Source organism: Stenotrophomonas sp. LMG 10879, assembly GCF_002750935.1.
GTDB lineage: Bacteria > Pseudomonadota > Gammaproteobacteria > Xanthomonadales > Xanthomonadaceae > Stenotrophomonas > Stenotrophomonas lactitubi_B.
Map to the genome: position 1 here is coordinate 215192 of NZ_PEJT01000007.1, position 23411 is coordinate 238602.

At 67.0% G+C, this 23411-nt stretch carries 21 protein-coding genes; 14 read left to right on the forward strand and 7 right to left on the reverse strand.

All coding sequences use genetic code 11. The features are described from left to right. Positions 1–14 precede the first annotated feature (14 nt). The 5 genes from CR919_RS13015 (at position 15) to CR919_RS13035 (ending at position 6066) form a co-directional block, all read left to right on the forward strand. Entirely contained in the window at positions 15–1493 is a 1479-nt protein-coding gene (locus CR919_RS13015) for a leucyl aminopeptidase (RefSeq protein ID WP_099820363.1), read from the forward strand. 97 nt (positions 1494–1590) lie between these two features. Continuing rightward, positions 1591–2016: a DNA polymerase III subunit chi gene (locus CR919_RS13020; protein ID WP_025879359.1), complete on the forward strand. Its 426-nt coding sequence runs from the start codon at positions 1591–1593 to the stop codon at positions 2014–2016. A 19-nt stretch (positions 2017–2035) separates the two neighbouring features. Further along, complete coding sequence (locus CR919_RS13025) at positions 2036–2227, forward strand: YqaE/Pmp3 family membrane protein (RefSeq protein WP_025879360.1); 192 nt, start codon at positions 2036–2038, stop codon at positions 2225–2227. Positions 2228–2261: 34 nt separating this feature from the next. After that, complete coding sequence (locus tag CR919_RS13030) at positions 2262–5105, forward strand: valine--tRNA ligase (protein WP_099820364.1); 2844 nt, start codon at positions 2262–2264, stop codon at positions 5103–5105. 139 nt (positions 5106–5244) lie between these two features. Next, positions 5245–6066 carry an EamA family transporter gene (locus tag CR919_RS13035; protein WP_099820365.1) on the forward strand — a complete coding sequence of 274 codons (822 nt, stop codon included), beginning with the start codon at positions 5245–5247 and terminating at the stop codon, positions 6064–6066. 58 nt (positions 6067–6124) lie between these two features. Here the strand turns inward: CR919_RS13035 and rimI are convergent, their stop codons facing one another. Genes rimI through pssA form a run of 3 tightly spaced genes read right to left on the reverse strand, consistent with a single transcriptional unit; the run spans position 6125 to position 7907 of the window. Continuing rightward, on the reverse strand, positions 6125–6622 hold the full coding sequence (gene rimI / locus CR919_RS13040) for a ribosomal protein S18-alanine N-acetyltransferase (protein WP_099820366.1): 498 nt from the start codon (positions 6620–6622) through the stop codon (positions 6125–6127). Continuing rightward, on the reverse strand, positions 6619–7074 hold the full coding sequence (locus CR919_RS13045) for a hypothetical protein (RefSeq protein WP_207761038.1): 456 nt from the start codon (positions 7072–7074) through the stop codon (positions 6619–6621). Before CR919_RS13045 ends, rimI begins: the two co-directional genes overlap by 4 nt. Before the next feature lie 53 nt (positions 7075–7127). Further along, a complete protein-coding gene (pssA, locus tag CR919_RS13050; RefSeq protein WP_099820368.1) occupies positions 7128–7907 on the reverse strand; it encodes a CDP-diacylglycerol--serine O-phosphatidyltransferase in 780 nt (259 codons plus the stop codon). An 80-nt stretch (positions 7908–7987) separates the two neighbouring features. Between pssA and CR919_RS13055 the strand changes: the two genes are divergently transcribed. The 3 genes from CR919_RS13055 (at position 7988) to CR919_RS13065 (ending at position 11301) form a co-directional block, all read left to right on the forward strand. After that, entirely contained in the window at positions 7988–8365 is a 378-nt protein-coding gene (locus CR919_RS13055) for a DUF4124 domain-containing protein (protein ID WP_099820418.1), read from the forward strand. A gap of 626 nt (positions 8366–8991) precedes the next feature. After that, complete coding sequence (locus CR919_RS13060) at positions 8992–10695, forward strand: proline--tRNA ligase (RefSeq protein ID WP_099820369.1); 1704 nt, start codon at positions 8992–8994, stop codon at positions 10693–10695. A gap of 222 nt (positions 10696–10917) precedes the next feature. Beyond that, entirely contained in the window at positions 10918–11301 is a 384-nt protein-coding gene (locus tag CR919_RS13065; protein ID WP_089238647.1) for an H-NS histone family protein, read from the forward strand. Between the two features lie 119 nt (positions 11302–11420). Here the strand turns inward: CR919_RS13065 and CR919_RS13070 are convergent, their stop codons facing one another. Further along, positions 11421–12680, reverse strand: a complete 1260-nt coding sequence (locus CR919_RS13070; protein ID WP_025878492.1) for a threonine/serine exporter family protein — start codon at positions 12678–12680, stop codon at positions 11421–11423. Between the two features lie 92 nt (positions 12681–12772). On the opposite strand from CR919_RS13070, the gene CR919_RS13075 reads away from it, so the two are divergent. From CR919_RS13075 to CR919_RS13090, 4 genes are read left to right on the forward strand one after another with little or no spacing between them, the layout of a single operon-like run. Continuing rightward, complete coding sequence (locus CR919_RS13075; RefSeq protein ID WP_205405330.1) at positions 12773–13894, forward strand: ABC transporter permease; 1122 nt, start codon at positions 12773–12775, stop codon at positions 13892–13894. 1 nt (position 13895) lies between these two features. Further along, positions 13896–14723 carry an ABC transporter ATP-binding protein gene (locus CR919_RS13080; RefSeq protein ID WP_099820371.1) on the forward strand — a complete coding sequence of 276 codons (828 nt, stop codon included), beginning with the start codon at positions 13896–13898 and terminating at the stop codon, positions 14721–14723. Positions 14724–14726: 3 nt separating this feature from the next. Then, the gene (locus tag CR919_RS13085; protein ID WP_025878489.1) at positions 14727–15653 is read left to right on the forward strand and encodes an MlaD family protein; all 927 of its coding nucleotides are present in this window, start codon (positions 14727–14729) and stop codon (positions 15651–15653) included. Then, on the forward strand, positions 15650–16291 hold the full coding sequence (locus tag CR919_RS13090; protein WP_099820372.1) for an ABC-type transport auxiliary lipoprotein family protein: 642 nt from the start codon (positions 15650–15652) through the stop codon (positions 16289–16291). The genes CR919_RS13085 and CR919_RS13090 overlap by 4 nt, the downstream gene beginning before the upstream one ends. A gap of 84 nt (positions 16292–16375) precedes the next feature. Here the strand turns inward: CR919_RS13090 and CR919_RS13095 are convergent, their stop codons facing one another. Then, complete coding sequence (locus CR919_RS13095; RefSeq protein WP_099820373.1) at positions 16376–16963, reverse strand: alpha-ketoglutarate-dependent dioxygenase AlkB; 588 nt, start codon at positions 16961–16963, stop codon at positions 16376–16378. A 103-nt stretch (positions 16964–17066) separates the two neighbouring features. Between CR919_RS13095 and CR919_RS13100 the strand changes: the two genes are divergently transcribed. After that, entirely contained in the window at positions 17067–19136 is a 2070-nt protein-coding gene (locus CR919_RS13100) for a glycoside hydrolase family 99-like domain-containing protein (protein WP_243380159.1), read from the forward strand. 38 nt (positions 19137–19174) lie between these two features. On the opposite strand, the gene CR919_RS13105 is transcribed toward CR919_RS13100, so the two are convergent. Beyond that, on the reverse strand, positions 19175–19807 hold the full coding sequence (locus tag CR919_RS13105) for a CoA transferase subunit B (RefSeq protein ID WP_099820375.1): 633 nt from the start codon (positions 19805–19807) through the stop codon (positions 19175–19177). Position 19808: 1 nt separating this feature from the next. Then, a complete protein-coding gene (locus tag CR919_RS13110; RefSeq protein ID WP_089238633.1) occupies positions 19809–20540 on the reverse strand; it encodes a CoA transferase subunit A in 732 nt (243 codons plus the stop codon). A gap of 173 nt (positions 20541–20713) precedes the next feature. On the opposite strand from CR919_RS13110, the gene CR919_RS13115 reads away from it, so the two are divergent. Continuing rightward, positions 20714–23335: a DEAD/DEAH box helicase gene (locus tag CR919_RS13115; protein ID WP_099820376.1), complete on the forward strand. Its 2622-nt coding sequence runs from the start codon at positions 20714–20716 to the stop codon at positions 23333–23335. Positions 23336–23411: the final 76 nt, after the last annotated feature.

Below are 23411 nucleotides of genomic sequence, written 5' to 3' on the forward strand. Positions count from 1 at the left end.
ATGGAATCTGCTCAATGGCTCTCGAATTCACCCTGAACCACCTCGCTGCGGCTTCGGCCGCCGTTGACTGCCTCGTCGTCGGCGCCTATGCCGACCATACCCTGACTGCGTCCGCGCAGGCACTGGATGCTGCCAGCGGTGGCCGCCTGGCCGCCCTGGCCCAGCGCGGCGACCTGTCCGGCAAGACCGGCGCCACCACCCTGCTGCACGATCTGCCGGGCGTGACCGCCCCCCGCGTGCTGGTGGTCGGCCTCGGCGATGCCGCCCGCTTCGGCGTGCCGCAGTACCTGAAGGCGGTCGGCGATGCCGTGCGCGCGCTGAAGGCCGGCGCTGCCCGCAGCGCACTGTTCACCCTGTCCGAGGTGGCGGTGAAGGACCGCGACGCGGCCTGGGCGATCCGCCAGGCAGTGATTGCCGCCGACCACGCGGCCTACCGTTACACCGCCACCCTGGGCAAGAAGAAGGCCGACGATGCCGGCCTGGCCCAGCTGGCCATCGCCGGTGAGGATGCGCAGGCCCTGGCGCAGGGCCAGGCCATCGCCGCCGGTGTCGAGTTCGCCCGCGAGCTGGGCAACCTGCCGCCGAACTACTGCACCCCGGCCTACCTGGCTGAAGTGGGCGTGAAATTCGCCGGCGAGCATGACGGTGCCGAAGCCGAGATCCTCGACGAGACCCAGATGGAAGCGCTGGGCATGGGCTCGCTGCTGGCCGTGGCCCGTGGCTCGGCCAACCGCCCGCGCCTGGTGGTGCTGAAGTGGAGCAATGGCGGCGACGCCAAGCCCTACGTGCTGGTCGGCAAGGGCATCACCTTCGATACCGGTGGCGTCAACCTGAAGACCCAGGGCGGCATCGAAGAGATGAAGTACGACATGTGCGGTGGCGCCAACGTCATCGGCACCTTCGTCGCCGCGGTCAAGGCCAAGCTGCCGTTGAATCTTGTCGTGGTGGTGCCGGCGGTGGAAAACGCCATCGACGGCAACGCCTACCGCCCGTCCGACGTCATCACCTCGATGTCGGGCAAGACCATCGAAGTGGGCAACACCGACGCCGAGGGCCGCCTGATCCTGTGCGACGCCCTGACCTACGCGCAGCGCTTCGAGCCGCAGGCGCTGGTCGACGTGGCCACCCTGACCGGTGCCTGCATGGTCGCCCTCGGCCACCAGACCGCCGGCCTGATGAGCAAGCATGACGACCTGGCCAACGAGCTGCTGGCCGCCGGCGAGCAGGTCTTCGACCGCGCCTGGCGCCTGCCGCTGTGGGACGAGTACCAGCCGATGCTGGATTCCAGCTTCGCCGACGTCTACAACATCGGCGGCCGCTGGGCCGGTGCCATCACCGCCGGCTGCTTCCTGTCGCGCTTCGCCGAAGGCCAGCGCTGGGCCCATCTGGACATCGCCGGCGTGGCCAGCGACGAAGGCAAGCGTGGCATGGCCACCGGCCGTCCGGTCGGCCTGCTGAGCCAGTGGTTGCTGGACCAGGTCGCCCGCGCCTGACGCTGTACCTGCCCCTGGCCGGCAACCGCCGGCCGGGGCCTCGCCGGTCCAGCCGTCAGCCGGCATGGATCGGCACCTGCCCCACCTGGATGCCGCCATGCCCCGCGCCGACTTCTACCTGATCGCCAAGCCCCGTTTCCTGACCGAGCCGCTGCGCCTGGTCTGCGAACTGGCGCGCAAGGCCAACGACGCCGGGTTGTTCACCCTGGTGCTGGCCCGCGACCAGGCCCAGGCCGAAGAACTGGACGAACTTCTCTGGTCGTTCGACGACGATGCCTACATTCCGCACCAGATCGTGGGTGAGGATGTGGACGAGGAAGAAGCCTTGGTACTGATCGCCCCGCCCGGCGGTGAGGCCCCCGTGCGGCCGCTGGTGATCAACCTGCGCGACGAACCCTGGCTGGGCCAGTGCGAGCGCGTGCTGGAAGTGGTGCCGGCCGATCCGGAAGCGCGCGAACCGCTGCGCGAGCGCTGGCGCCAGTACAAGACCGCCGGTTACGACCTGAACAAGCACGACATGTAAGCCCTGCGAGGACCCCTTGATGCGCCTGCTGATCGCCCTGATTCTTCCCTGGCTGTCCTTTTTCACCATCGGCCGGCCCTTTGCCGGCATCGTCTGCCTGATCCTGCAGATCACCCTGATCGGCTGGCTGCCCGCCGCGATCTGGGCTGCCTATTCGGTCAGCCAGTACCACACCGACCAGAAGATCCGGCGCACCCTCGGGTCGCGCTGATCTCCCTTCCCGCCTTGATGACTGGTTCCCCCGCATGACCCAACTCGCCTCCAGCTACGACCCGAAGTCCTTCGAGACCGACCTCTACGAGGCCTGGGAGAAGGCCGGCCATTTCAAGCCGTCCGGCAAGGGCGAGCCGTACACCATCCTGCTGCCGCCGCCGAACGTGACCGGCACCCTGCACATGGGCCACGCCTTCCAGCAGACCCTGATGGATGCGCTGGTGCGTTACCACCGCATGCGCGGCTACGACACGCTGTGGCAGGTCGGTACCGACCACGCCGGCATCGCCACCGAGATGGTGGTCAGCCGCAACCTAGCGCTGGAAGGCAACGGCGAGACCCGCGATTCGCTGGGCCGCGAGGGCTTCATCGGCAAGGTGTGGGAGTGGAAGCAGCAGTCCGGCGACATCATCGAACGACAGATGCGCCGCCTCGGCACCTCGGCCGACTGGTCGCGCAGCACCTTCACCATGGACCCGCAGCCGTCCGAAGCGGTGATCGAAGCCTTCGTGCGCTGGCACGAACAGGGCCTGATCTACCGCGGCCAGCGCCTGGTCAACTGGGACCCGGTGCTGAAGACCGCGATCTCGGACCTGGAAGTGGAGAGCGCCGAGGAAGACGGTTTCCTGTGGTCGATCGCCTACCAGCTGGATGAAGGCCTGAGCTACGAGCACGTCGAGCGCGATGCCGACGGCGTCGAAACCCTGCGCGAAACCCGCGATTACCTGGTGGTCGCCACCACCCGCCCGGAAACCCTGCTGGGTGACACCGCGGTGATGGTGCACCCCGAAGACGAGCGCTACCTGCACCTCATCGGCAAGAGCGTGGTGCTGCCGCTGACCGGCCGCCGCGTGCCGGTGATCGCCGATGACTACGTCGACCGTGCGTTCGGTACCGGCGTGGTCAAGGTCACCCCGGCGCATGACTTCAACGATTACCAGGTGGGCGTGCGCCACAGCCTGCCGATGATCAATCTGTTCACCCCGGTGGCGGCGATCAACGACAACGCGCCGGAACGTTTCCAGGGGCTGGACCGTTACGACGCGCGCAAGGCCGTGCTGGGTGAACTGGAAGACCTGGGCATCCTGGTCGAGACCAAGGCGCACAAGCTGCAGGTGCCGCGCGGCGACCGTACCGGCCAGGTGATCGAGCCGTACCTGACCGACCAGTGGTTCGTGAAAATGGACGAACTGGCGCGTCGTGGCCTGGAGCTGGTCGAGGACGGGTCAATCGCCTTCGTGCCGCCGAACTGGATCAACACCTACCGCCACTGGATGACCAACATCCAGGATTGGTGCATCAGCCGCCAGCTGTGGTGGGGCCACCGCATTCCGGCGTGGTTCGATGCTGCCACCGGCAACTGCTACGTCGGCCGCAGCGAAGAGGAAGTGCGGGCGAAGCACAATCTCGGCAGCGACGTCGTGCTGAGCCAGGAAAGCGACGTGCTGGAGACCTGGTTCTCCTCGCAGCTGTGGCCGTTCTCCACCCTGGGCTGGCCGAACGAGCAGGCGATGGCCGAGCGCGGTTTCGACCGCTACCTGCCATCGTCGGTGCTGATCACCGGCTTCGACATCATCTTCTTCTGGGTGGCGCGCATGATCATGGCCACCGACAACCTGACCGGGAAGATCCCATTCAAGGACGTCTACTTCACCGGCCTGATCCGCGACGGCCAGGGCCAGAAGATGTCCAAGAGCAAGGGCAATGTGCTCGACCCGCTGGACATCATCGACGGCATCACCATCGATGATCTGGTGGCCAAGCGCACCGGCGGGCTGATGCAGCCGCGCATGGTGGAGAAGATCGAGAAGGCCACGCGCAAGGAGTTCCCGGACGGCATCGCCGCCCATGGTGCCGATGCGCTGCGCTTCACCATCGCCGCGCTGGCCACCCATGGCCGCGACATCAAGTTCGACATGAACCGCGCCGAGGGCTACAAGAACTTCTGCAACAAGCTGTGGAACGCCAGCCGCTTCACCCTGATGAACACCGAAGGTGCGGCGTTCACCGGCGTGCCGACGCCGCGTACCGATGCCGAGCGCTGGATCCTCGCGCGCCTGGCCGCTACCACCGCCGAAGCGCGGGGCCATTTCGCCGCCTATCGCTTCGACCTGCTGGCGCAGTGCCTGTACGAGTTCGCCTGGAACGCGTTCTGCGATTGGTTCCTGGAGCTGAGCAAGCCGGCGTTGAATGGCGCCGATGCCGCCGACGCCGACAGCACCCGCCACACACTGTTGTATGTGCTGGAAGCGCTGCTGCGCCTGCTGCACCCGCTGACCCCGTTCATCACCGAACAGCTGTGGCAGCAGCTGGCCCCGCGCCTGGGCCTGGCCGAAACCACGCTGTCGCTGCGTCCGTACCCGACCGCCGCGGAGTTCGAGGGCGACCATGCGCAGGCCGAGGCCGACGTTGAATGGTTGAAGGCGGTGATCAGTGCGGTGCGCCGCGTGCGCAGCGAACTGAACGTCGCCCCGTCCAAGCTGGTGCCGCTGCGCCTGCTGGCCGGCCCGGAACATGCCGGGCAGAACCAGGACCGCGTGCGCATCGAGCGCTTCAGTGCCTCGCTGTCGTTCCTGCTGAAGCTGGACAGCATCCAGTGGCTCGCAGACGCGCAGAGTGCGCCGCCGGCAGCCGCCGCGATCGTCGGTGAGCTGAAGCTGCTGGTACCGCTGGAAGGCCTGGTTGATCTCGATGCCGAGCGCGCGCGCCTGGACAAGGAGATCAAGCGCGTGGAAGGCGAGCAGGAGAAGAGCGAGACCAAGCTGGCCAAGTTCTCCGACAAGGTTCCGCCGGCGGTGATCGAGCAGGAGCGCGTGCGCCTGGTCGACTGGAACAACCAGCTGGCTGGCCTGCGCGAGCAGCGCGCGAAGCTGTAACGCCTCGCCGGTGGGTGCGGAGCTGGGTCCGCACCCACCGTTCCGCTTTGGTAGGTGCCAACCTTGGTTGGCACATTTTCAAGGCTGACGCCGGGCAATGCCCGGCGTTTCATTTTTCCCCGCATGGCATCATCACCCGATGCCACTTTCCATCTTCCTGCTGGTCCTCGCTGCCGCGGCACTACATGCCAGCTGGAACGCGATCGTCAAACGCGGACCGGACAAATTCCTCGGCACCGTACTGGTCACCGGCAGCGCCGCGCTGTTGTCTGCGCTCGTCTTGCCGTGGCTGCACTTCCCTGCCGCGGAAAGCTGGCCGTGGCTGGGCGCGTCGGTGCTGCTGCAGGTGACGTACTACGCGTTGGTCGCACGCTGCTACCAGCAGGTCGACATGAGCCTGGCGTATCCGATGATGCGCGGCTGCGCGCCGATCCTGGTTGCGCTGGCCGGCGCCGTGCTCGGCGAACGCCTGCCGCCGTCGGCCTGGCTCGGCGTCATCCTGGTGAGTGGCGGCATCCTGTGCATGGCCCGCGGCGCACGCAGCGGCCAGCTGCGGCTGCCGTTGCTGACGGCGGCGATGATCGCCACCTACACACTCGTCGATGCGCAGGGCGCACGGCTGTCCGGCAATGCGCTGAGCTATACGTTGTGGCTGTTCCTGCTGTCGGGCATTCCGTTGCCGCTGTGGGCGCTGCATCGGCAGCGCGGCAAGTTGCTGGCGTATGCGCGCCAGCACTGGCCGCTGGGTGTTGCCGGCGGCATCGGCACCACCGCCTCGTATGCGATGGCGCTGTGGGCGATGACCCAGGTGCCCGTGGCCATGGTGTCGGCGCTGCGCGAATCGTCGATCCTGTTCGCGCTGCTGATCTCGGTGTTCCTGCTGCGCGAGCGGGTGCCGCGCGCGCGTTGGCTGGCGGCGGCGTTGATCGTGGCCGGCGTGTTGGCCCTGCGACTGGCGTAAACAACGCATCGGTAGCGCCGGGCCATGCCCGGCGAGCGCAGCGGCCACGCGACGCCGATTACAGCGGCGGCATCGTCTCCAGCTCGCCGTCCACCAGTTCGATCGCCATCACCAGCGCATCTTCGCGCCCCTGCGCGGCAGGGTAGTAGCGAGGGCGCCGGCCGATCTCGTTGAAGCCTTCGCTGTGATACAGCGCCAGCGCCGGGGTATTGGACGGACGCACTTCCAGGAACACCCGCTGCGCGCCTCGATCACCGGCCAGACGGACCAGCGCACGCAGCAGCTGGCGGCCGAGCCCACGCGACTGCACCAGCGGATCGATGCAGATGTTCAGCACATGCGCTTCATCGGCAGCGAGGCTGAGCACGCCATAGCCGATCAACAGGCCATCGCGCTCCATCGCCAGGCCGGGATAACCGGCACGCAGGCAATCCAGGAAAATGCCGCGGGTCCACGGATAGGGATAGCCACGCACTTCGATGGCCATCACCGCGTTGAGATCGCTCTCGCGCAGTGCACGCATCGCTACCGGCCCGGGCTGGCTGACCGCACTCATTCGGTTCCGCCCTTGCGCAGTGCGCGCAGCTGCGGCCACAAGGCGCGCTTGGCTGCGGGGTCGCGACGCAGTTGTTCCAGCGGCCAGCTCTCCATCAGCGTCTGTGTGGCCGGGTCGTTGGGATTGCAGCCCGAGGCACGCAACAGCGCGATCTGCAGGCGATCAGGCAGGCGTACCAGCGGCTGGCGCGCGTTGCCGGTGGGCAGCGGACGGGCCGCCGCCGGTACGGTATCCGGCGCCGCCACCGGCACGGCAGTGCGTGGTGGCGCGCGCTCGGGCCGAGGTTCCGGCGCCGCGTCGCGCTGGCCGGGTGCGTGCTGCATCGATGGTGGCGCCGTGCGCGTCGGCGCGACCGGCGCGGGTGCCGATGCCGCCGCCTCGGCCACGCTCAGCTGCAACGCCGCATCCATCTCGGCAGCCAACTTGCCATCGTGATAGACGGTATAGCCCATGGCCTGCAGCCAGGCCTGCTGGGCCGGGGACCACAACACGGGCAGGTCCTGGCTCACGCCGCCTCGGGCTTCTTGCGCAGGCGCTGCACGCCCCACATCACCGGGCCTGACAGCGCGTACAGGATGCCGACGACGAACAACACGCGGGGCAGGTCGATCACCGCGATGGCGATGGCGATCGGCACCAGTGCCAGCACCAGGAACGGGACGCGGTCCGAACGGGCGCCCTCCTTGGCCGCGCCGCCCTTGAAGCTCCAGAAGCGGATGCGGCTGACCATCAGCAATGCGGCGACCAGGGTCACCGCCAGCGCCACGAAGCGCAGCTCGTTGCCGTTCCAGCCCAGGGTGCCATCGGCGAAGGCCCAGACGAAGGACATCATCAGGCCGGCGGCAGCCGGGCTGGCCAGGCCGACGAACCAGCGCTTGTCGACCACGGCCACCTGGGTGTTGAAGCGCGCCAGGCGCAGCGCCGCGCAGGCGGCGTACAGGAACGCCACCGCCCAGCCCAGGCGACCGACCAGCTCACCGTCGTATTTCAGTTCCGACAGGGACCAGTGATACATCACCAGGGCCGGCGCCATTCCGAAGCTGACCAGATCGGCCAGCGAGTCGTACTGCACGCCGAACTCGCTGCTGGTGCCGGTCAGGCGCGCGACACGGCCATCGAGGCCATCCATCACCGCCGCCACGAACACGGCGATGCTGGCGTTGACGAAATCCCCGTTGGCCGCAGCGATGATGGCGTAGAAGCCAGAGAACAGCCCAGCCGTGGTGAACAGGTTGGGCAGCAGGTAAATCGTGCGCGAGCGCGGCGGCGGTGTGATGGGGTCCATGGAATCCAGTTTAATCGACTTGCCAGCGGTCGGCGCCAATGCTGCAATCGGCGTTCTACGCCCATTCTGCGGAGTTTGCCATGCGTGCCCTGTCCTGCCTGGGTTGCCTGCTGCTGTTGGCCAGTACCACGGCGCTGGCCGGCCCTGTCTACAAGTGGAAGGACGCCAAGGGCGTGACCCAGTATTCGGAAACGCCGCCGACCGGGGCCAAGTACGAGACCCGTGCCCAGGCCAGGACGCCGGTGGCGGACGCAGCCCCGGAGCCTGCCGCCGCGCCGGTGCCGGAGCAATGCAGCACCGCCCGCGCCAACGTGGCGCTGCTGGAAGGCAGTGGCCAGGTGATGCACGACACCGACGGCGACGGCAAGGCCGATACCGCGCTTACCCCGGAACAGCGCAGTGCGCAGAAGGGCCTGGCCGAGGCGGCAATCAAGGCGTACTGCCCTCCGGCGGGTTGAAGGGAGGGTATCGGCCGGGCGGCGCCCGGCACCCGCGGAGGCAACGGCCGAAGCAACTGCAACGGCGGCTTCCTGGGGGATGGCGGGGCGGTGTGGGTGTGCAGGACACGCCGTAAACCCATCCATGGGGGCTCGATGGCGCCATCCATGGCGCCAACGGTCCTGCACACCCACACCGCCCCGCCTTCGACAGTTTCCCGGTGGCCAGTAGATCCACGCCATGCGTGGATGAATCTCCATCGAAATCGAATATTTCGACAATTGATCGAATGATCGAAGAGCATCCACGCATGGCGTGGATCTACGGTGTCGACCAAGGTCGACACCCACCAAGAGCAGGCCATGCCATAGAGCAGGCCATGCCGTCCAGACAGATTGCGGAGATCTGTCGAAGGCGGGGTGGGTCCGGTTGCGGGGGCGTGAGCCGCATGGATGCGGCGACCGAGCTTACATGGACGTACTTGCAGCGGCCCCCGCAACCGGACCCACCCCGCCATCCCACGGAATACCCGCTTTTGCTTTGGCCGTTGCTCTGGCCGCTGCGGGTGCCGGGCGCCGCCCGGCCGATACCCCTCCCCCGGCCGGGCTGGCAGAATAGGTGTCTCTGCCGTAATCCGAAGCCGACGATGCGCCTCTCCCAGTTCCACCTGCACACCACCAAGGAAACCCCCAGCGACGCCGAGCTGACCAGCCACCGGCTGATGCTGCGCGCGGGCATGATCCGCAAGCTCGCATCCGGCCTGTACACCTGGTCGCCGCTGGGCCTGCGCGTGCTGCGCAAGGTCGAACGCATCGTCCGCGAGGAAATGGACCGTGCCGGTGCCGTCGAATTCCAGATTCCGACCATCCAGCCGAAGGAACTGTGGGAGCAGACCGGCCGCTGGCAGAAGTTCGGCCCGCAGCTGCTGAAGATCAAGGACCGCAAGGAACAGACCTTCTGCTACAGCCCCACCGCCGAAGAAGCGGCCTGCGATTTCGCGCGCAGCGAACTGTCCAGCTACAAGCAGCTGCCGGTGAACTTTTACCAGATCCAGACCAAGTTCCGCGACGAGATCCGCCCGCGCTTCGGTGTGATGCGTGCGCGCGAGTTCCTGATGAAGGACGCCTATTCGTTCCACCTGCACGACGAAGACCTCGTGCGTGAGTACGAGAACATGAAGGTGGCCTACAGCCGCATCTTCACCCGCCTGGGCCTGGACTTCCGCATGGTGCAGGCCGATTCCGGCGCGATCGGCGGTGACGCCTCGCAGGAATTCCACGTGATCGCCGATTCCGGTGAAGACGCACTGGTGTTCTCCACCGGCTCGGACTACGCCGCCAACATGGAAGCGGCCATTGCCGCCGATCCGGCCGCGCGCGCTGCGGCCAGCGAAGCGCTGCGCAAGGTCGACACCCCGACCCAGAAGACCTGCGAAGACGTTGCTGCCCTGCTCGGCATCGACCTGCAGCGCACCGTGAAGTCGGTGGCGCTGATCGCCGGTGAAGGCAAGGCACAGCAGTTCGTGCTGGTGCTGGTGCGTGGCGACCACGAGGTCAACGAAATCAAGCTGGGCAAGGTTGCCGGCCTGGACGAGCAGCGCTTTGCCAGCGAAGCAGAGATCGCCGACTACCTCGGCAGCGTGCCGGGCTTCCTCGGTCCGGTCGCACCGGCCAAGCCGATCCGTGTGGTTGCCGATCGCGAAGTGGCGGCGATGTCCGACTTCGTCGTCGGTGCCAACGAGGCCGGTTTCCACCTGGCCGGCGTCAACTGGGGCCGCGACCTGGCCGAACCGGAAGTGGCGGACATCCGCAATGTACGCGCCGGTGATCGTGCGCTGGATGGCGGCGAGCTGAAAATCGCCCGCGGCATTGAAGTCGGCCACGTGTTCCAGCTGGGCCGCACCTATGCGAAAGCGCTCGATGCCACCGTGCTGGACGAGAACGGCAAGGCCGCGGTGATGACGATGGGCTGCTACGGCATCGGCATTTCGCGCGTGGTCGCCGCAGCCATCGAACAGAACCACGATGACGCCGGCATCATCTGGCCCGACGCGATGGCGCCGTGGCAGGTGGTGGTCTGCGTGATCAATCCGAAGGGCGACGCGGGCGTGGCCGATGCAGCGGCAGGCCTGCTGCAGGAGCTGCGCGACGCCGGCCTGGATGCTGCACTGGACGACCGCGGCCTGCGCCCGGGCGCGATGTTTGCCGACATGGAACTGATCGGCATCCCGCACCGCGTGGTGGTCAGCGAACGCGGCCTGGCCGCAGGCACCTTCGAGTACCGCTCGCGTCGCGCCGCCGAAGCGGAGAGCCTGGACAAGGCCACCCTGCTGCAGCGCCTGCAGGGCTGATCGGAAAAGACCGGGGTATACCCCGGTCTTTTTTTTGCCGGATGGCCGTTCCCGGAAAATCGCAGCGGACATAATCCGGTCAAAATGGTCGCAACCGGGCCAGCCAGCCGACAGACGGTGACCGCAACTGTTTGTGCTGGGATTAATTCCTCATTACTCTGTCCCGCGACGCCACGGACCGGCTCGTCCCTGTCCCTAAATTAGTTTCTGGAGTAATCGTTGATGAGCATCGACCTGACCGGCCTGTCGGCACGTGAGCTGGGCGCATTGATCCGCACAGCCAAGAAGCAGCAGACCATCGTCGCCAAGCGTCGCCCGATCACCAAGGTGCGTGCCCAGCTGAGCAAGCTGGCCAAGACCGAGGGTTACACCATCGAGGAACTGTTCGGTGGTGAACCCGCACCGCGTGCGCGCAAGGTCGCCAAGGCCACCAAGGCCCCGTCCAAGACCGCCGGCCGCAAGCTGGGCAAGGTTGCGCCGAAGTACCGCAACCCGGCCAACCCGAAGGAAACCTGGACCGGTCGTGGCAAGCAGCCGCGCTGGATGGCCGAGCTGACCGCCAAGGGCAGCAAGAAGCCGGAAGATTTCCTGATCAAGAAGGCCTGAGGCCGACTGCAGCAGGAATGAAAAACGCCGGCGAAAGCCGGCGTTTTTTCTTTGTCCGGGGTGTGGACCAACGGTCCACACCCACACCATTCAAGGGTGTGCGGACCAACGGTCCACACCTACAGCGTCTTGCGCGCCGGCATCAGCAGGTTGCCGAACAGCAGGCCGGCGACCAGCGCCATCACCACGTTCAACACGGTCAGGAACACGCTCTGGCCGGCGCCCACGTCCTGTTGCTGAACCAGGGTCAGCACGCCCCGCAGGCTGGTGCTGCCGGGCACCATCATGATGATGCCCGGCAAGCGGATGATCGCGCCGGGACGGCCGACCACGCGCCCGAACAGGTTGCCACCGGCGGTCAGCAGCATCGCCGACAGGAAGATGCCGGCCGGCGTACCCCAGGCATGACCACCAAACTTGGAGATCGCGTAACCGGCCACCGAGGCGGCGATCACCCACGGATAGTCACGGCGGTTGGCCTTGAACAACATGGCGAAGGCGAACGCCGCCGTCAGCAGCGAGCCCCACTCGACCCACGGCCCCTGTGGCCGCGAGGCACGGATCATCGGGTCCAGCCCCAGCACATCGGCCAGGGTCACCGCGATCATCGCGCCGACACTGAGCTTCATGATCGTGGTCAACGCGCCGGCAAAGCGCGCGGTGCCGGACACCCAGTGCTGGCTGGCCAGTTCATTGACCGCATTGGTCAGTGACATGCCCGGCAGCAGCACCACCAGCGAAGCGATGATCACCGTGTTGAGATTCAGCGCGCCCACGAAGGTGGCAACCACGGTGGCGACCAGGCCGGCCAGCAGCGCCGCCAGTGCTTCGGCCGCTTCACGGCTGGCCGGGCGCTTGTCGGTGACCATGCCGAGCAGGCCGATCAGCAGCCCGATGACACCGGCGGTGGCGATGTCCAGCCACGGCAGCTTCCACATGCCTGCCACGCCGGCCGCACCGAGGGTGAAGGACAGGATGGTGCGCAGCTTGCCGCGCCGGCCCGGATCCTTGTCCAGCTGGCGCAGCGCCGTGTGGCCCTGGGCAATGCTCATGCGGCCGTTGGCCACTTCCTCGGCGATCCCGTCAGCCACGCTGAGCTTGTGCAGATCGTTCTCGCCGGGCGCCAGCCGGATCACACGGGTGATGTCGCTGGAGCCGATGGCCTGCGCCGGATCGCTGAAACTGAGGATGATGCCGGTGGGGTTCGACCACGGTTCACAATCCAGATCGAGCTGCCGGGCCAATGCAACCACCGCCGCTTCCAGGCGCTGGGCCGTTGTGCCGTAGCTGTGCAGGCGGCCGGCGATCTCGGAAACGAAGGCCACGCGCTGCGCGTAGGTGGCCTGGGGCGTGGGGATCGTGTGAGCGTCTGCGGACATGCGCCGTAGTATTACCTACGTCAGGCTCTGCTGGAGAAATTCATCCTGGTTCGACGCGACGTGCAATTCAGAACGGTTATGCTGCGACCCGAATGGCCCCCATGACCCCGACCCACGCCCCCCAGCTCGAACAGGACGCTCAGGATCCGGGACTGATCCGGCTGTCCGGCCACTGGACCCTGAAGACCGCGCTGGCCGCGGCCGAAGTGCTGCGTGGCGTTCCGGACACGCTGACCGGCATCGACGCCACCGGCATCGAGCTGCTCGACTCGGCCGGCGTACTGCAGGTGCTGCGCGTCGCCCATCGCGCTGACCTGAGCGAAGACGCCCTGCGGTTCCGCCCGGACCACCAGGCGCTGGTGTGCACCATCGAAGAAGTGGCGGACGACCGCCCGAAGCCGAAACGCGACTTCGGCGTGCTGGCGGCGCTGGAGCGGCTGGGCGTCAGCGTCCATGCCACGGGCCACAACATCAAGGCGCTGTGCAGCTTCCTCGGTGAGAACCTGGTCAAGGCCGCACGCCTGGTCAAGGAACCCCGACGTTTCCGCTTGACCGCGACCGTGCACCAGATGGAGCAGGTCGGGCTGGACGCCGTGCCACTGGTCGCGCTGCTGTCCTACCTGGTCGGCGCAGTGATCGCCTTCCTCGGCTCGACCATCCTGCGCGATTTCGGCGCGGAGATCTTCGTGGTCGAACTGGTGAACATCGCCTTCCTGCGCGAATTCGCCGTGCTGCTGACCGCGATCGTGCTGGCCGGCCGCACTGCCAGTGCGTTCACCGCGCAGATCGGTGCAATGAAGGCACGCGAGGAAATCGATGCGATGCGCACCCTGGGGCTCGACCCCATCGACCTGCTGGTGCTGCCGCGCCTGGTCGCGCTGCTGGTGACGCTGCCGTTGCTGACCTTCATCGCGATGATTGCCGGCCTGGCCGGTGGTATCACCGTCGGCGCGTTCGACCTCGACATCCCGCCGCAGATGTACATCGCGCGCATGCACGACACGATGGAAGTGCGGCACATGCTGGTCGGCCTGTCCAAGGCACCGGTATTCGCGCTGGTGATCGGCCTGATCGGCTGCCTGGAAGGCCTGAAGGTGGAAGGCACCGCGCAATCGGTCGGCGAGCGCACCACCTCCAGCGTGGTGCAGACGATCTCGCTGGTGATCATCATCGACGCCTTCGCGGCGTTGTGGTTCATGCACATGGACTGGTGACATGAGCACGCATCCGATCCCCGAAGAAGTGCCCATGCAGGACGACGACGGCCACGACCTGGCCATCCGCGTGCGCGGGCTGGTCAACCGCTTTGGCAGCCAGACCGTGCACGAAGGGCTGGACCTGGACGTGCGCCGTGGCGAGATCCTTGGCGTGGTGGGCGGTTCGGGCACCGGCAAATCGGTGCTGATGCGCTCGATCCTGGGCCTGCGTGTGCCCGATGAAGGGCAGATCGAAGTGCTCGGCCGCGACGCGCGTGCCGACGACGCCGAGAGCCGCCTGCACATCGAACGCAACACCGGCGTGCTGTTCCAGGACGGCGCCCTGTTCTCGTCGCTGACCGTCGGCGAGAACGTGCAGGTGCCGCTGAAGGAACATCACCGCGAACTGCCCGAGCGCTGGCATTACGAACTGGCCCTGCTGAAGGTGAAACTGGCCGGACTGCCCGCCGATGCGATCAACAAGCTGCCCTCGCAGCTGTCCGGTGGCATGCGCAAGCGCGCCGGCCTGGCACGTGCACTGGCGCTGGATCCGCCGCTGCTGTTCCTGGACGAACCCACCGCTGGCCTGGACCCGATCGGTGCGGCCGCGTTCGACCGCCTGATCAAGACCCTGCAGGAAGCGCTGGGGCTGACCGTGTTCCTGATCACCCACGACCTGGACACGCTTTATGCCATCTGCGACCGGGTGGCAGTCATCGCCGACCGCAAGGTGGTGGCCAATGCGCCGCTACCGGAAATCGAGAAACTGGATCATCCGTGGATCCAGGAATACTTCCACGGACCCCGCGCGCGCGCCGCGCGTGGCGAACAGATCGAGAGTGCCTGAGCCATGGAAACAAAAGCCAACTACGTGCTGATCGGCGCGTTCACCCTGATCACCGGCCTGGCCCTGCTGGCCTTCGGCCTGTGGGCCGCCAAGTACTCCTCCGACCGCACCTGGCAGGAATACCGAGTGGTGTTCCGCGAAGCGGTGACCGGCCTGTCGGTCGGCAGCCCGGTGCAGTACAACGGCATCGCGGTGGGCTCGATCACCGAACTGAACCTGGTGCCGGACGATCCGCGCCAGGTGGTCGCGCGCATCCGCCTGAACTCGACCACGCCGGTCAAGACCGATACCCGCGCCAAGCTGGCGATCACCAGCCTGACCGGCCCGTCGATCATCCAGCTCAGCGGCGGCACGCCGCAGTCGCCGGCGCTGACCACGGTCAACAAGGATCCGGCGCCGATCATCCCGACCACGCCGTCAGCGCTGCAGAACATCACCGACGTGGCCAACCGCATCGTCGAGCGCATGGACCAGATCCTCAGCGACCGCAACGTCGCCTCGATCAACGCCACGTTGGCCAATCTGGAAACGATCAGTGGCGGCCTGGCCGACCGCGACCAGGGCACGCAGTCGCTGCTGCTCAGCGCGCGCGATGCCGCGCGCAGCCTGGACGCCACCCTGAAGACCACCAACGGCACCATCGAGCGCCTGGACAAGAACCTGGTGCAGCAGCTGCCGGGCATCATCGACAAGCTCGACGCCACCCTGGCCAAGCTTGACTCGGCCGCCGGCAATGCCGATTCGATCCTTGGCGAGAACCGCGCAGCCATCAACAGCTTCGCCAATGACGGCCTGGGCCAGCTCGGCCCGACCCTGGGTGAACTGCGTGGCCTGATCCGCGACCTGCGCCGGGTCAGCGACCGTCTCGAGAACAACCCCGCGCGCTACCTGCTCGGCCGCGACGCCCCGAAGGAGTTCGAACCCAAATGAGCCCGACCACCCTTCCGCGCCTGTTGCTGGCAGCGTCGCTGGCCACCCTGCTGGGTGGCTGCTCGATCCTCGGCAGCGGCGACAAGAACCCCGTCACTCTGTATTCGCCGGCCGTGCAGGTCAAGGTCGACCCCAGCTGGCCGCAGGCCGACTGGCAACTGGTGCTGGCCAAGCCCAGCGCCGCGCGCATGGTCGACAGCCCGCGCATCAACGTGCGGCCGACGCCATCGGAGCTGGAGATCTACAAGGGTGCCAGCTGGGCGCAGCCGGCCACCGACATGATCGAGGACACCCTGCTGCGCGGCTTCGAGGACTCCGGCCGCATCCACGGCGTGGCCCGCGTCGCCGCCGGCATCCGCGCCGACTACAAGCTGTCCACCGATGTCCGTCGCTTCGAATCGGACTACCAGGGGCAGGCAACGCCGACGGTCGTCATCGAGATCAACGCCAAGCTGATCGATGTGACCAACCAGCGCGTGGTCGCCGACCGCACCTTCCGTCAGCTGCAGCCGGTAGGCAGCACCGAGGTGTCGGCCGTCGCCGCCGCCTTCGAGCGTGGCCTGCAGCAGGTGGCGCAGGACGTGGTGGGCTGGACGCTGACCAGCGGGCAGAACGACAAGCAGGCGCTGAAGCGCTGATTGACCACCGCTGCACTCGCCGGGCATGGCCCGGCGCTACCCCGCGCGGTTCCGGTAGCGCCGGGCCATGCCCGGCGGCAGCCCTCAGCGCGGCGTGATCCAGCGGAACGTCAGGTTGATGCGCTCCCCCTGCACCCGCGCCATCTTCGGCAGCGCGTGCTGGTAGTAGCGTTGGGTCTGCCCGCCCATCAGCAGCAGGTCGCCGTGACCGAGCAGGTACTCGGCCTTGCGTGCCGGATCGTCCCGTCGGCGCAGCAGGAACCGTCGTGCTGCTCCCAGACTCAAGGAGGCGATCAGCGGCGCAGGCCCCAGCTCGGGCTCGTCGTCGCTGTGCCAGCCCATGTAGTCGGTGCCGCCGCGATAGCGGTTGAGCAGAACGCTGTTGAATATGCCGACGCCCTCGGCCTGCAGCCGGTCGCGCAGCGCGGACAGCTGTAGTGGCCACGGATGGGGCACGAACTCGGCGCCTGAATAGCGGTAGCGTGCCTGCGGATCACCGATCCAGCAGCTCAAGCGAGGCGAATCCACCCAATTGCCGAACATGCGGATGCGGTGGATTTCCCAAGGCAGTTGCGCCTGCAGGGCTGGCAGCAGGGCATCGGCCGCAGCGGCGGACAGCCAACCCGGCAGGTGGCGCACATCCGCGTCGGGCAGGTCGTGGGGAAACAGCATCGCCACACGCTAGCACGGCCACGTTTGCCGTCGTGGCCGCCAGCACCGAAAATGGCGGCATGACCGTTGCCATGCTACCGCCGCCTGCCGTCCACACCCACTGCTGGGGCGCCCAGCCATGAGCGGCAGCCGCCTGCGCCAAGCCCTGTTTCCACTGCTGCGCGCGGTGTTCCGTGCGTTGCCGATGTCGCAGGCACAGCGCGATCGCCTGCGTACCCGCCTGTTGGCCCGGCATGGCGACTGGGTGCCCCCACCGCCGAAGGGACAGCAGGACACCGGTGGCCCCCGGGCCAGCGCGCAACTGCGCTGGCGCGCCGACGAGCCCGCGATCGGCCACGTCCCTTGGCGCGAAAGCGTATTGCCCTCGCCACTGCCAGCAACGCTGGTGGCGTTCTACCTGCCGCAATTCCACACCTTCCCGGAGAACGACGCCTGGTGGGGCAAGGGCTTCACCGAATGGCGCAACGTCAGCCGCGCCCTGCCGCAGTTCGAAGGCCATGTGCAACCGCGACTGCCTGCCGACCTGGGCTTCTACGACCTGCGCAATCCGCAGGTGATGCGTGACCAGGCGCGTTTGGCTGCGGAGTATGGCATCGGCGCGTTCTGTTTCTACTACTACTGGTTCAGCGGCCGTACGTTGATGGAGGACCCGCTGCGCCAGTGGCTGGACGACGACAGCATCAACCTGCCGTTCTGCCTGTGCTGGGCCAACGAGAACTGGGCACGGCGCTGGGACGGGCGCGACGACGACATCCTGATCAGCCAGCAGCACAGCGCCGAAGACGATCTGGCCTTCATCGCCCACATCGCGCCCTATCTGCGTGACCGCCGCGCGTTGAAGGTCGATGGCCTGCCGATGCTGCTGGTCTACCGGCCACATCTGCTGCCCGATGCCCGGGCGACTGCCGAACGCTGGCGTCGCTGGTGCCGCGACAATGGCGTGGGCGAGATCCATCTGGCCTACGTTCAAGGCTTCGAGCGCCCCGACCCACGTGACATCGGATTCGACGCTGCGGTCGAATTCCCTCCAAACATGAGCAACCCTTCCTCGCTGTCGGCGCGGCAGTGGCTGCTCAATCCCGATTTCAATGGCGACGTGCGCGACTGGCGTGAACTCGCCGCCGAGCTCAGCACACGTCCGCTGCCGGACTATCCGCTCTACCCCGGCGTGAATCCGGGCTGGGACAACGAGGCTCGCCGTTCGGGGCGCGGCCGGGTGTACCTGCATGCCTCGCCGCGCGGCTATCGCGACTGGCTGCGCACCACAGTGCATCAGCGGCTGTCGGCAGTACCGGCAGAACAACGCCTGGTCTTCATCAACGCCTGGAACGAATGGGCCGAGGGCGCCGTGCTGGAACCGGATGCAAGGCTGGGTCATGCATGGCTGCAGGCCACCAGTGATGCGCTGTCACCGGCTCCTGCACCGATCCAGCAGCCGGCGGTGCATCTCCATGCCTGGTACCTGGAGACGCTCCCGGAAGTCCTGTCTGCATTGCACGACGCAGCACTGCCCTGGCGGATCGTGGTGACCACTCCGGCGCAGCACGTGGACGCAGTGCATCAGGCGCTTGCCGCACATGGCCTGCAGGGTGAGGTCATGGCAGTGGACAACCGCGGCCGCGACATCCTGCCGTTCCTTGAAGTGGCTGAACTGCTACAGGACCAGCACGAAGTGATCCTGAAGCTGCATACGAAACGTTCCAGCCATCGTTCCGATGGCGATCAGTGGCGGCAGGAACTGCTGCAGCGCCTGGTACAGGGCGGGCGGGCCGCACGCATCCACGCCGCGTTCCAGGCCGATCCCAGCCTGGGCATGGTGGTCGCCGAGGGTCACCTGCTGCCGGTGGCCGCATACGTTGGCGGCAATGGTCCCGCGCTGCAACGGCTCCAGGCGCGGATCGGCCTGCACGCTGCAGCAGACGGCGGCCAGTTCGGTGCCGGCAGCATGGGTTGGTGGCGGTTGCAGGCCCTGCGCCCGCTACTGGACGCACACCTGTATCGAAGCAACTTCGAGACTGAGCACGGCCAGATAGACGGGACACTCGCCCATGCCATCGAACGCGTGCTCGGTACATGCTGTGAACACGCCGGACTACGTGTAGCGACGGCGGCCGCGTGCGTGGGTGAGCCCGACGCCCACGGCAGCGGATACGCCTACGCCCGACGCAGCTGACCGACAGGAGGCACCGCACACCTCCTGTCACGGATCAATCAGGTGCGCTTGAACGCCACGCCCGTCTTTTCCTTCAACTCATCATCGCCAACGCCCGACGCGGCTTCCACCAGCACCAGACCGTCATCGGTCACATCGAATACCGCCAGGTCGGTGATGATGCGGTCGACCACGCCCACACCGGTCAGCGGCAGCGTGCATTCGGCCAGGATCTTGTGCTCGCCGTTCTTGGCGGTGTGCTCCATCAGCACCACCACGCGCTGCACGCCGGCCACCAGGTCCATCGCACCGCCCATGCCCTTGACCATCTTGCCGGGCACCATCCAATTGGCCAGGTCACCCTTGTCGGTCACCTGCATCGCACCCAGGATTGCGAGGTTCACGTGGCCACCGCGGATCATCGCGAAGCTGTCATGGCTGCCGAAGTAGCTGGCACCGGCGCGCGCGGTCACCGTCTGCTTGCCAGCATTGATCAGGTCGGCGTCCACCTCGGCCTCGGTCGGGAACGGGCCGATGCCCAGCAGGCCGTTTTCCGACTGCAGCCATACGTCCACGCCCTCGGGGATGTGGTTGGCCACCAGGGTCGGCAGGCCGATGCCCAGGTTCACGTAGGCGCCATCGGTCAGTTCACGCGCAGCGCGCGCCGCCATCTCGTCGCGGGTCCATGCCATGTCAGTTGCCCTCCGCACGGATGGTGCGCTGTTCGATACGTTTTTCAGGGGTGGGGTTGTGCACGATGCGGTGCACGTAGATGCCCGGCAGGTGCACCTGGTCCGGGTCGATGCTGCCGACCGGCACCACCTCCTCCACTTCCACGATGCAGACCTTGCCGGCCATCGCGCAGGCCGGGTTGAAGTTGCGCGCGGTCTTACGGAACACCAGGTTGCCGGCCTCGTCGGCCTTCCACGCCTTGACCAGGGCGACGTCGGCGCGCAGCGCGGTTTCCATCACGTAGTGCTTGCCGTCGAACTCTCGGGTTTCCTTGCCTTCGGCCACCACCGTGCCGTAACCGGTGGCGGTGAAGAACGCCGGAATACCCGCACCGCCGGCACGCAGGCGCTCGGCCAGGGTGCCCTGCGGATTGAATTCCAGCTCCAGTTCGCCGGCCAGGAACTGCCGTTCGAACTCCTTGTTCTCGCCCACGTAGGACGAAATCATCTTCTTGATCTGCCGGGTTTCCAGCAGCTGGCCCAGGCCGAAGCCATCCACGCCCGCGTTGTTGGAGATCACGGTCAGGCCCTTGGCGCCACTGTCGCGCAGCGCGGCGATCAGTGCCTCGGGAATACCGCACAGGCCGAAGCCACCCACGGCCAGAACCTGGCCATCAGCGACCACGCCCTGCAGGGCATCCGCCGCAGAGGCGAAACGCTTGCTGCGCGTGCCGCTGGAAGTCGATTGCTGCATCTCTACTGCCCTACCCGGTGAGAATGCCGCCATTCTAGCGGCACACCCGTTGCCGGCTGGGATGCGCCGCAGCATGAACCAGCATGCCGGGCCCTCAGTCCGTAGAATGTCCGCTTCCCCGCTTGCGGTGCCCTTGGCAACGCGTGCTGCAGATGGAGAGGACAGGACGACGCATGGCCGTAGTATTCACCGGAGGGGAACTGTCCCGCTGGCTGGATGCCGGGACACTGGGAAAGGGCAACCACCTCGTTTCGGCAGTGCGTGAACTGCGCTACCAGTCACCGCTGCTGACCGCCCAGCTCGAGGGCTGGGAGGTGTCGATCGACCTGGACGCCAGCGCCCGCACACCGCACAGCCCCCTGCAGAGTCGCTGCACCTGTCCAGCGGGCGGGCACTGCGAGCATGTCGCCGCCGTGCTGCTGGCCGCGCTGCAGAACTCACTGGAGGGTGAACCGGGTTCGCTGCGTGCGGCCGCCGATCCGATACTGCCCGCCCTGCAGACCCAGGCGATGACGCCGATCCTGCATCTGCACAGCATGGAATACCGTCCTGCCTGGCTCACCGAGCGCGATCCTTCGCAGTGGCTCGACGTCGCCACCGTGGCCTTCGAGTACGACGAGCACGTACGTTTTCTCGATGACCCGTCGCTGTTCGTGCATGGCGCCGAAGGCCAGCTCTACCTGCTGCCGCGCGACCTGGCCGGGGAGGCACGGCGCGAAGCTGAACTGAACAGCGTCCACCTGCACCGCGAGCGGCAACCGCGCATCGTGCTGGAGGGCGGCGGTCCGTTGTTCGAGCTGCGCAGTTTCGACTGGACCCGCTTCCTGCTGGAGGATGTGCTGCGGCTGGAAGCGCTGGGCTGGAAGATCGAGACCGACGATGCCTTCCGTCATCGCATCACCCGGGTGGAGGAGATCGACCTGGATGTACGGTCGGTGCCCACCGACAACTCCGCGTTCGACCTGGCCCTGACCATCGACATCGATGGCCGCAGCATTGCGCTGGCTCCGCTGTTGCAGGGCGTACTGCAGTCCGATCCGCGCTGGCTGCGCGGCCAGCTGGACGCGATCGGCGATGACGAGAACGTACTGCTGACGACAGCGGGCAATGAACGTCTTGCCCTGCGGGCAGCCCGGCTGAAACCGGTGATCGCGCTGCTGGCGGATCTGTTCGGCGACCGCGGGCAACCGCTGCGCCTGCAGGCGCACGACCGCGGACGCCTGTTGGCACTGCAGGACGCCGCGCAGCTGCGACTGCACAGCAGCAACGATACCCGCGCACGCGTGCAGCGCCTGCTGGACGCACCGGCGATGACCGCAGTCCCAGCGCCCCAGGGCTTGCGCGCGACGCTGCGCAGCTACCAGCTTGAAGGCCTGTCCTGGCTGCAGTACCTGCGCCAGCAGGGCCTGGGCGGCGTGCTGGCCGATGACATGGGCCTGGGCAAGACACTGCAGACCCTGGCCCATCTCCTGGTTGAAAAGCAGAGCGGCCGCCTGGACAAGCCGGCGCTGGTGGTCGTGCCAACCTCATTGCTGCACAACTGGCAGAGTGAAGCGGCGCGCTTCACTCCGGATCTGCGCGTCCTGACCCTGCACGGGCCTGGACGTGACACGCAGTTCGATGCCATTGCCGCACATGATCTGATACTGACCACCTATCCCCTGCTCTGGCGCGACGAACACGCGCTGCAGGCGCATTCCTACCATCTGCTGATCCTGGACGAGGCACAGCAGGTGAAGAACCCCAGGTCGCGTGCAGCGGCCACGCTGCGCACGCTGCTGGCCCGTCATCGACTGTGCCTGACCGGCACCCCGCTGGAAAACCATCTGGGCGAGCTGTGGACGCAGTTCGACTTCCTGCTGCCCGGGCTGCTCGGCAGCGAAAAGCAGTTCAACCAGCACTGGCGCCACCCCATCGAGCGCGGCAGCGACCGCCGGCGTGCACAGCTGCTGGCCCAGCGCCTGCGCCCTTTCATCCTGCGCCGACGCAAGGACCAGGTCGCTTCCGAGCTTCCGCCGAAGACGGTCATCACCCGCACTGTGGCGATGGAAGGCGGCCAGCGCGAACTGTACGAAACCGTGCGCGCGGCAATGGAAAAGCAGGTCCGCGACGCGATCAACGGCAGTGGGCTGGCGCGCAATCACATCGTGGTGCTGGACGCGCTGCTGAAACTGCGCCAGGTCTGCTGCGATCCGCGTCTGCTGCCAGGCGAGACACCCGCGCGCGCTGCCGGTTCGGCCAAGCTGGACCTGCTGCGCGAGATGCTGCCGTCCATGGTCGAAGAAGGACGCCGCATCCTGCTGTTCTCCCAGTTCACCGGCATGCTGGCCCTGATTGCGCAGGCATTGGATGCCCTGGGTCTGGCCTACGTGACCCTGACCGGCGACACCCAGAACCGGGTCACACCGGTGCAGCGCTTCATGCAGGGCGAGGTTCCCGTGTTCCTGATCAGCCTGAAGGCCGGCGGCGTGGGCTTGAACCTGACCGCCGCCGACACCGTCATCCACTTCGATCCATGGTGGAACCCGGCTGCCGAGAACCAGGCCACCGACCGTGCCCATCGCATCGGCCAGGATCAGCCCGTGTTCGTCTACAAGCTGATCGCCGCGGGCAGCGTCGAGGAACGGATCGCCGAGCTGCAGCAGCGCAAGGCCGACCTGGCCGACGCGATCCTGGAAGGTGGTGGGGGCACGGGGCCGCGCTTCGATGCAGCCGATCTGGAGGCACTGCTGTCTCCCCTGCCCGGCGCGCCGGCCAAGCGCCCCGCGCGCAAACGCCGGTCCGCCCACACGTGACAGCTTCGGCGGTCAGGCAGCGTTGGGGCTATGGAAACGATTCCCATACAAGGCTGGGATTACACTAGCCAACTGA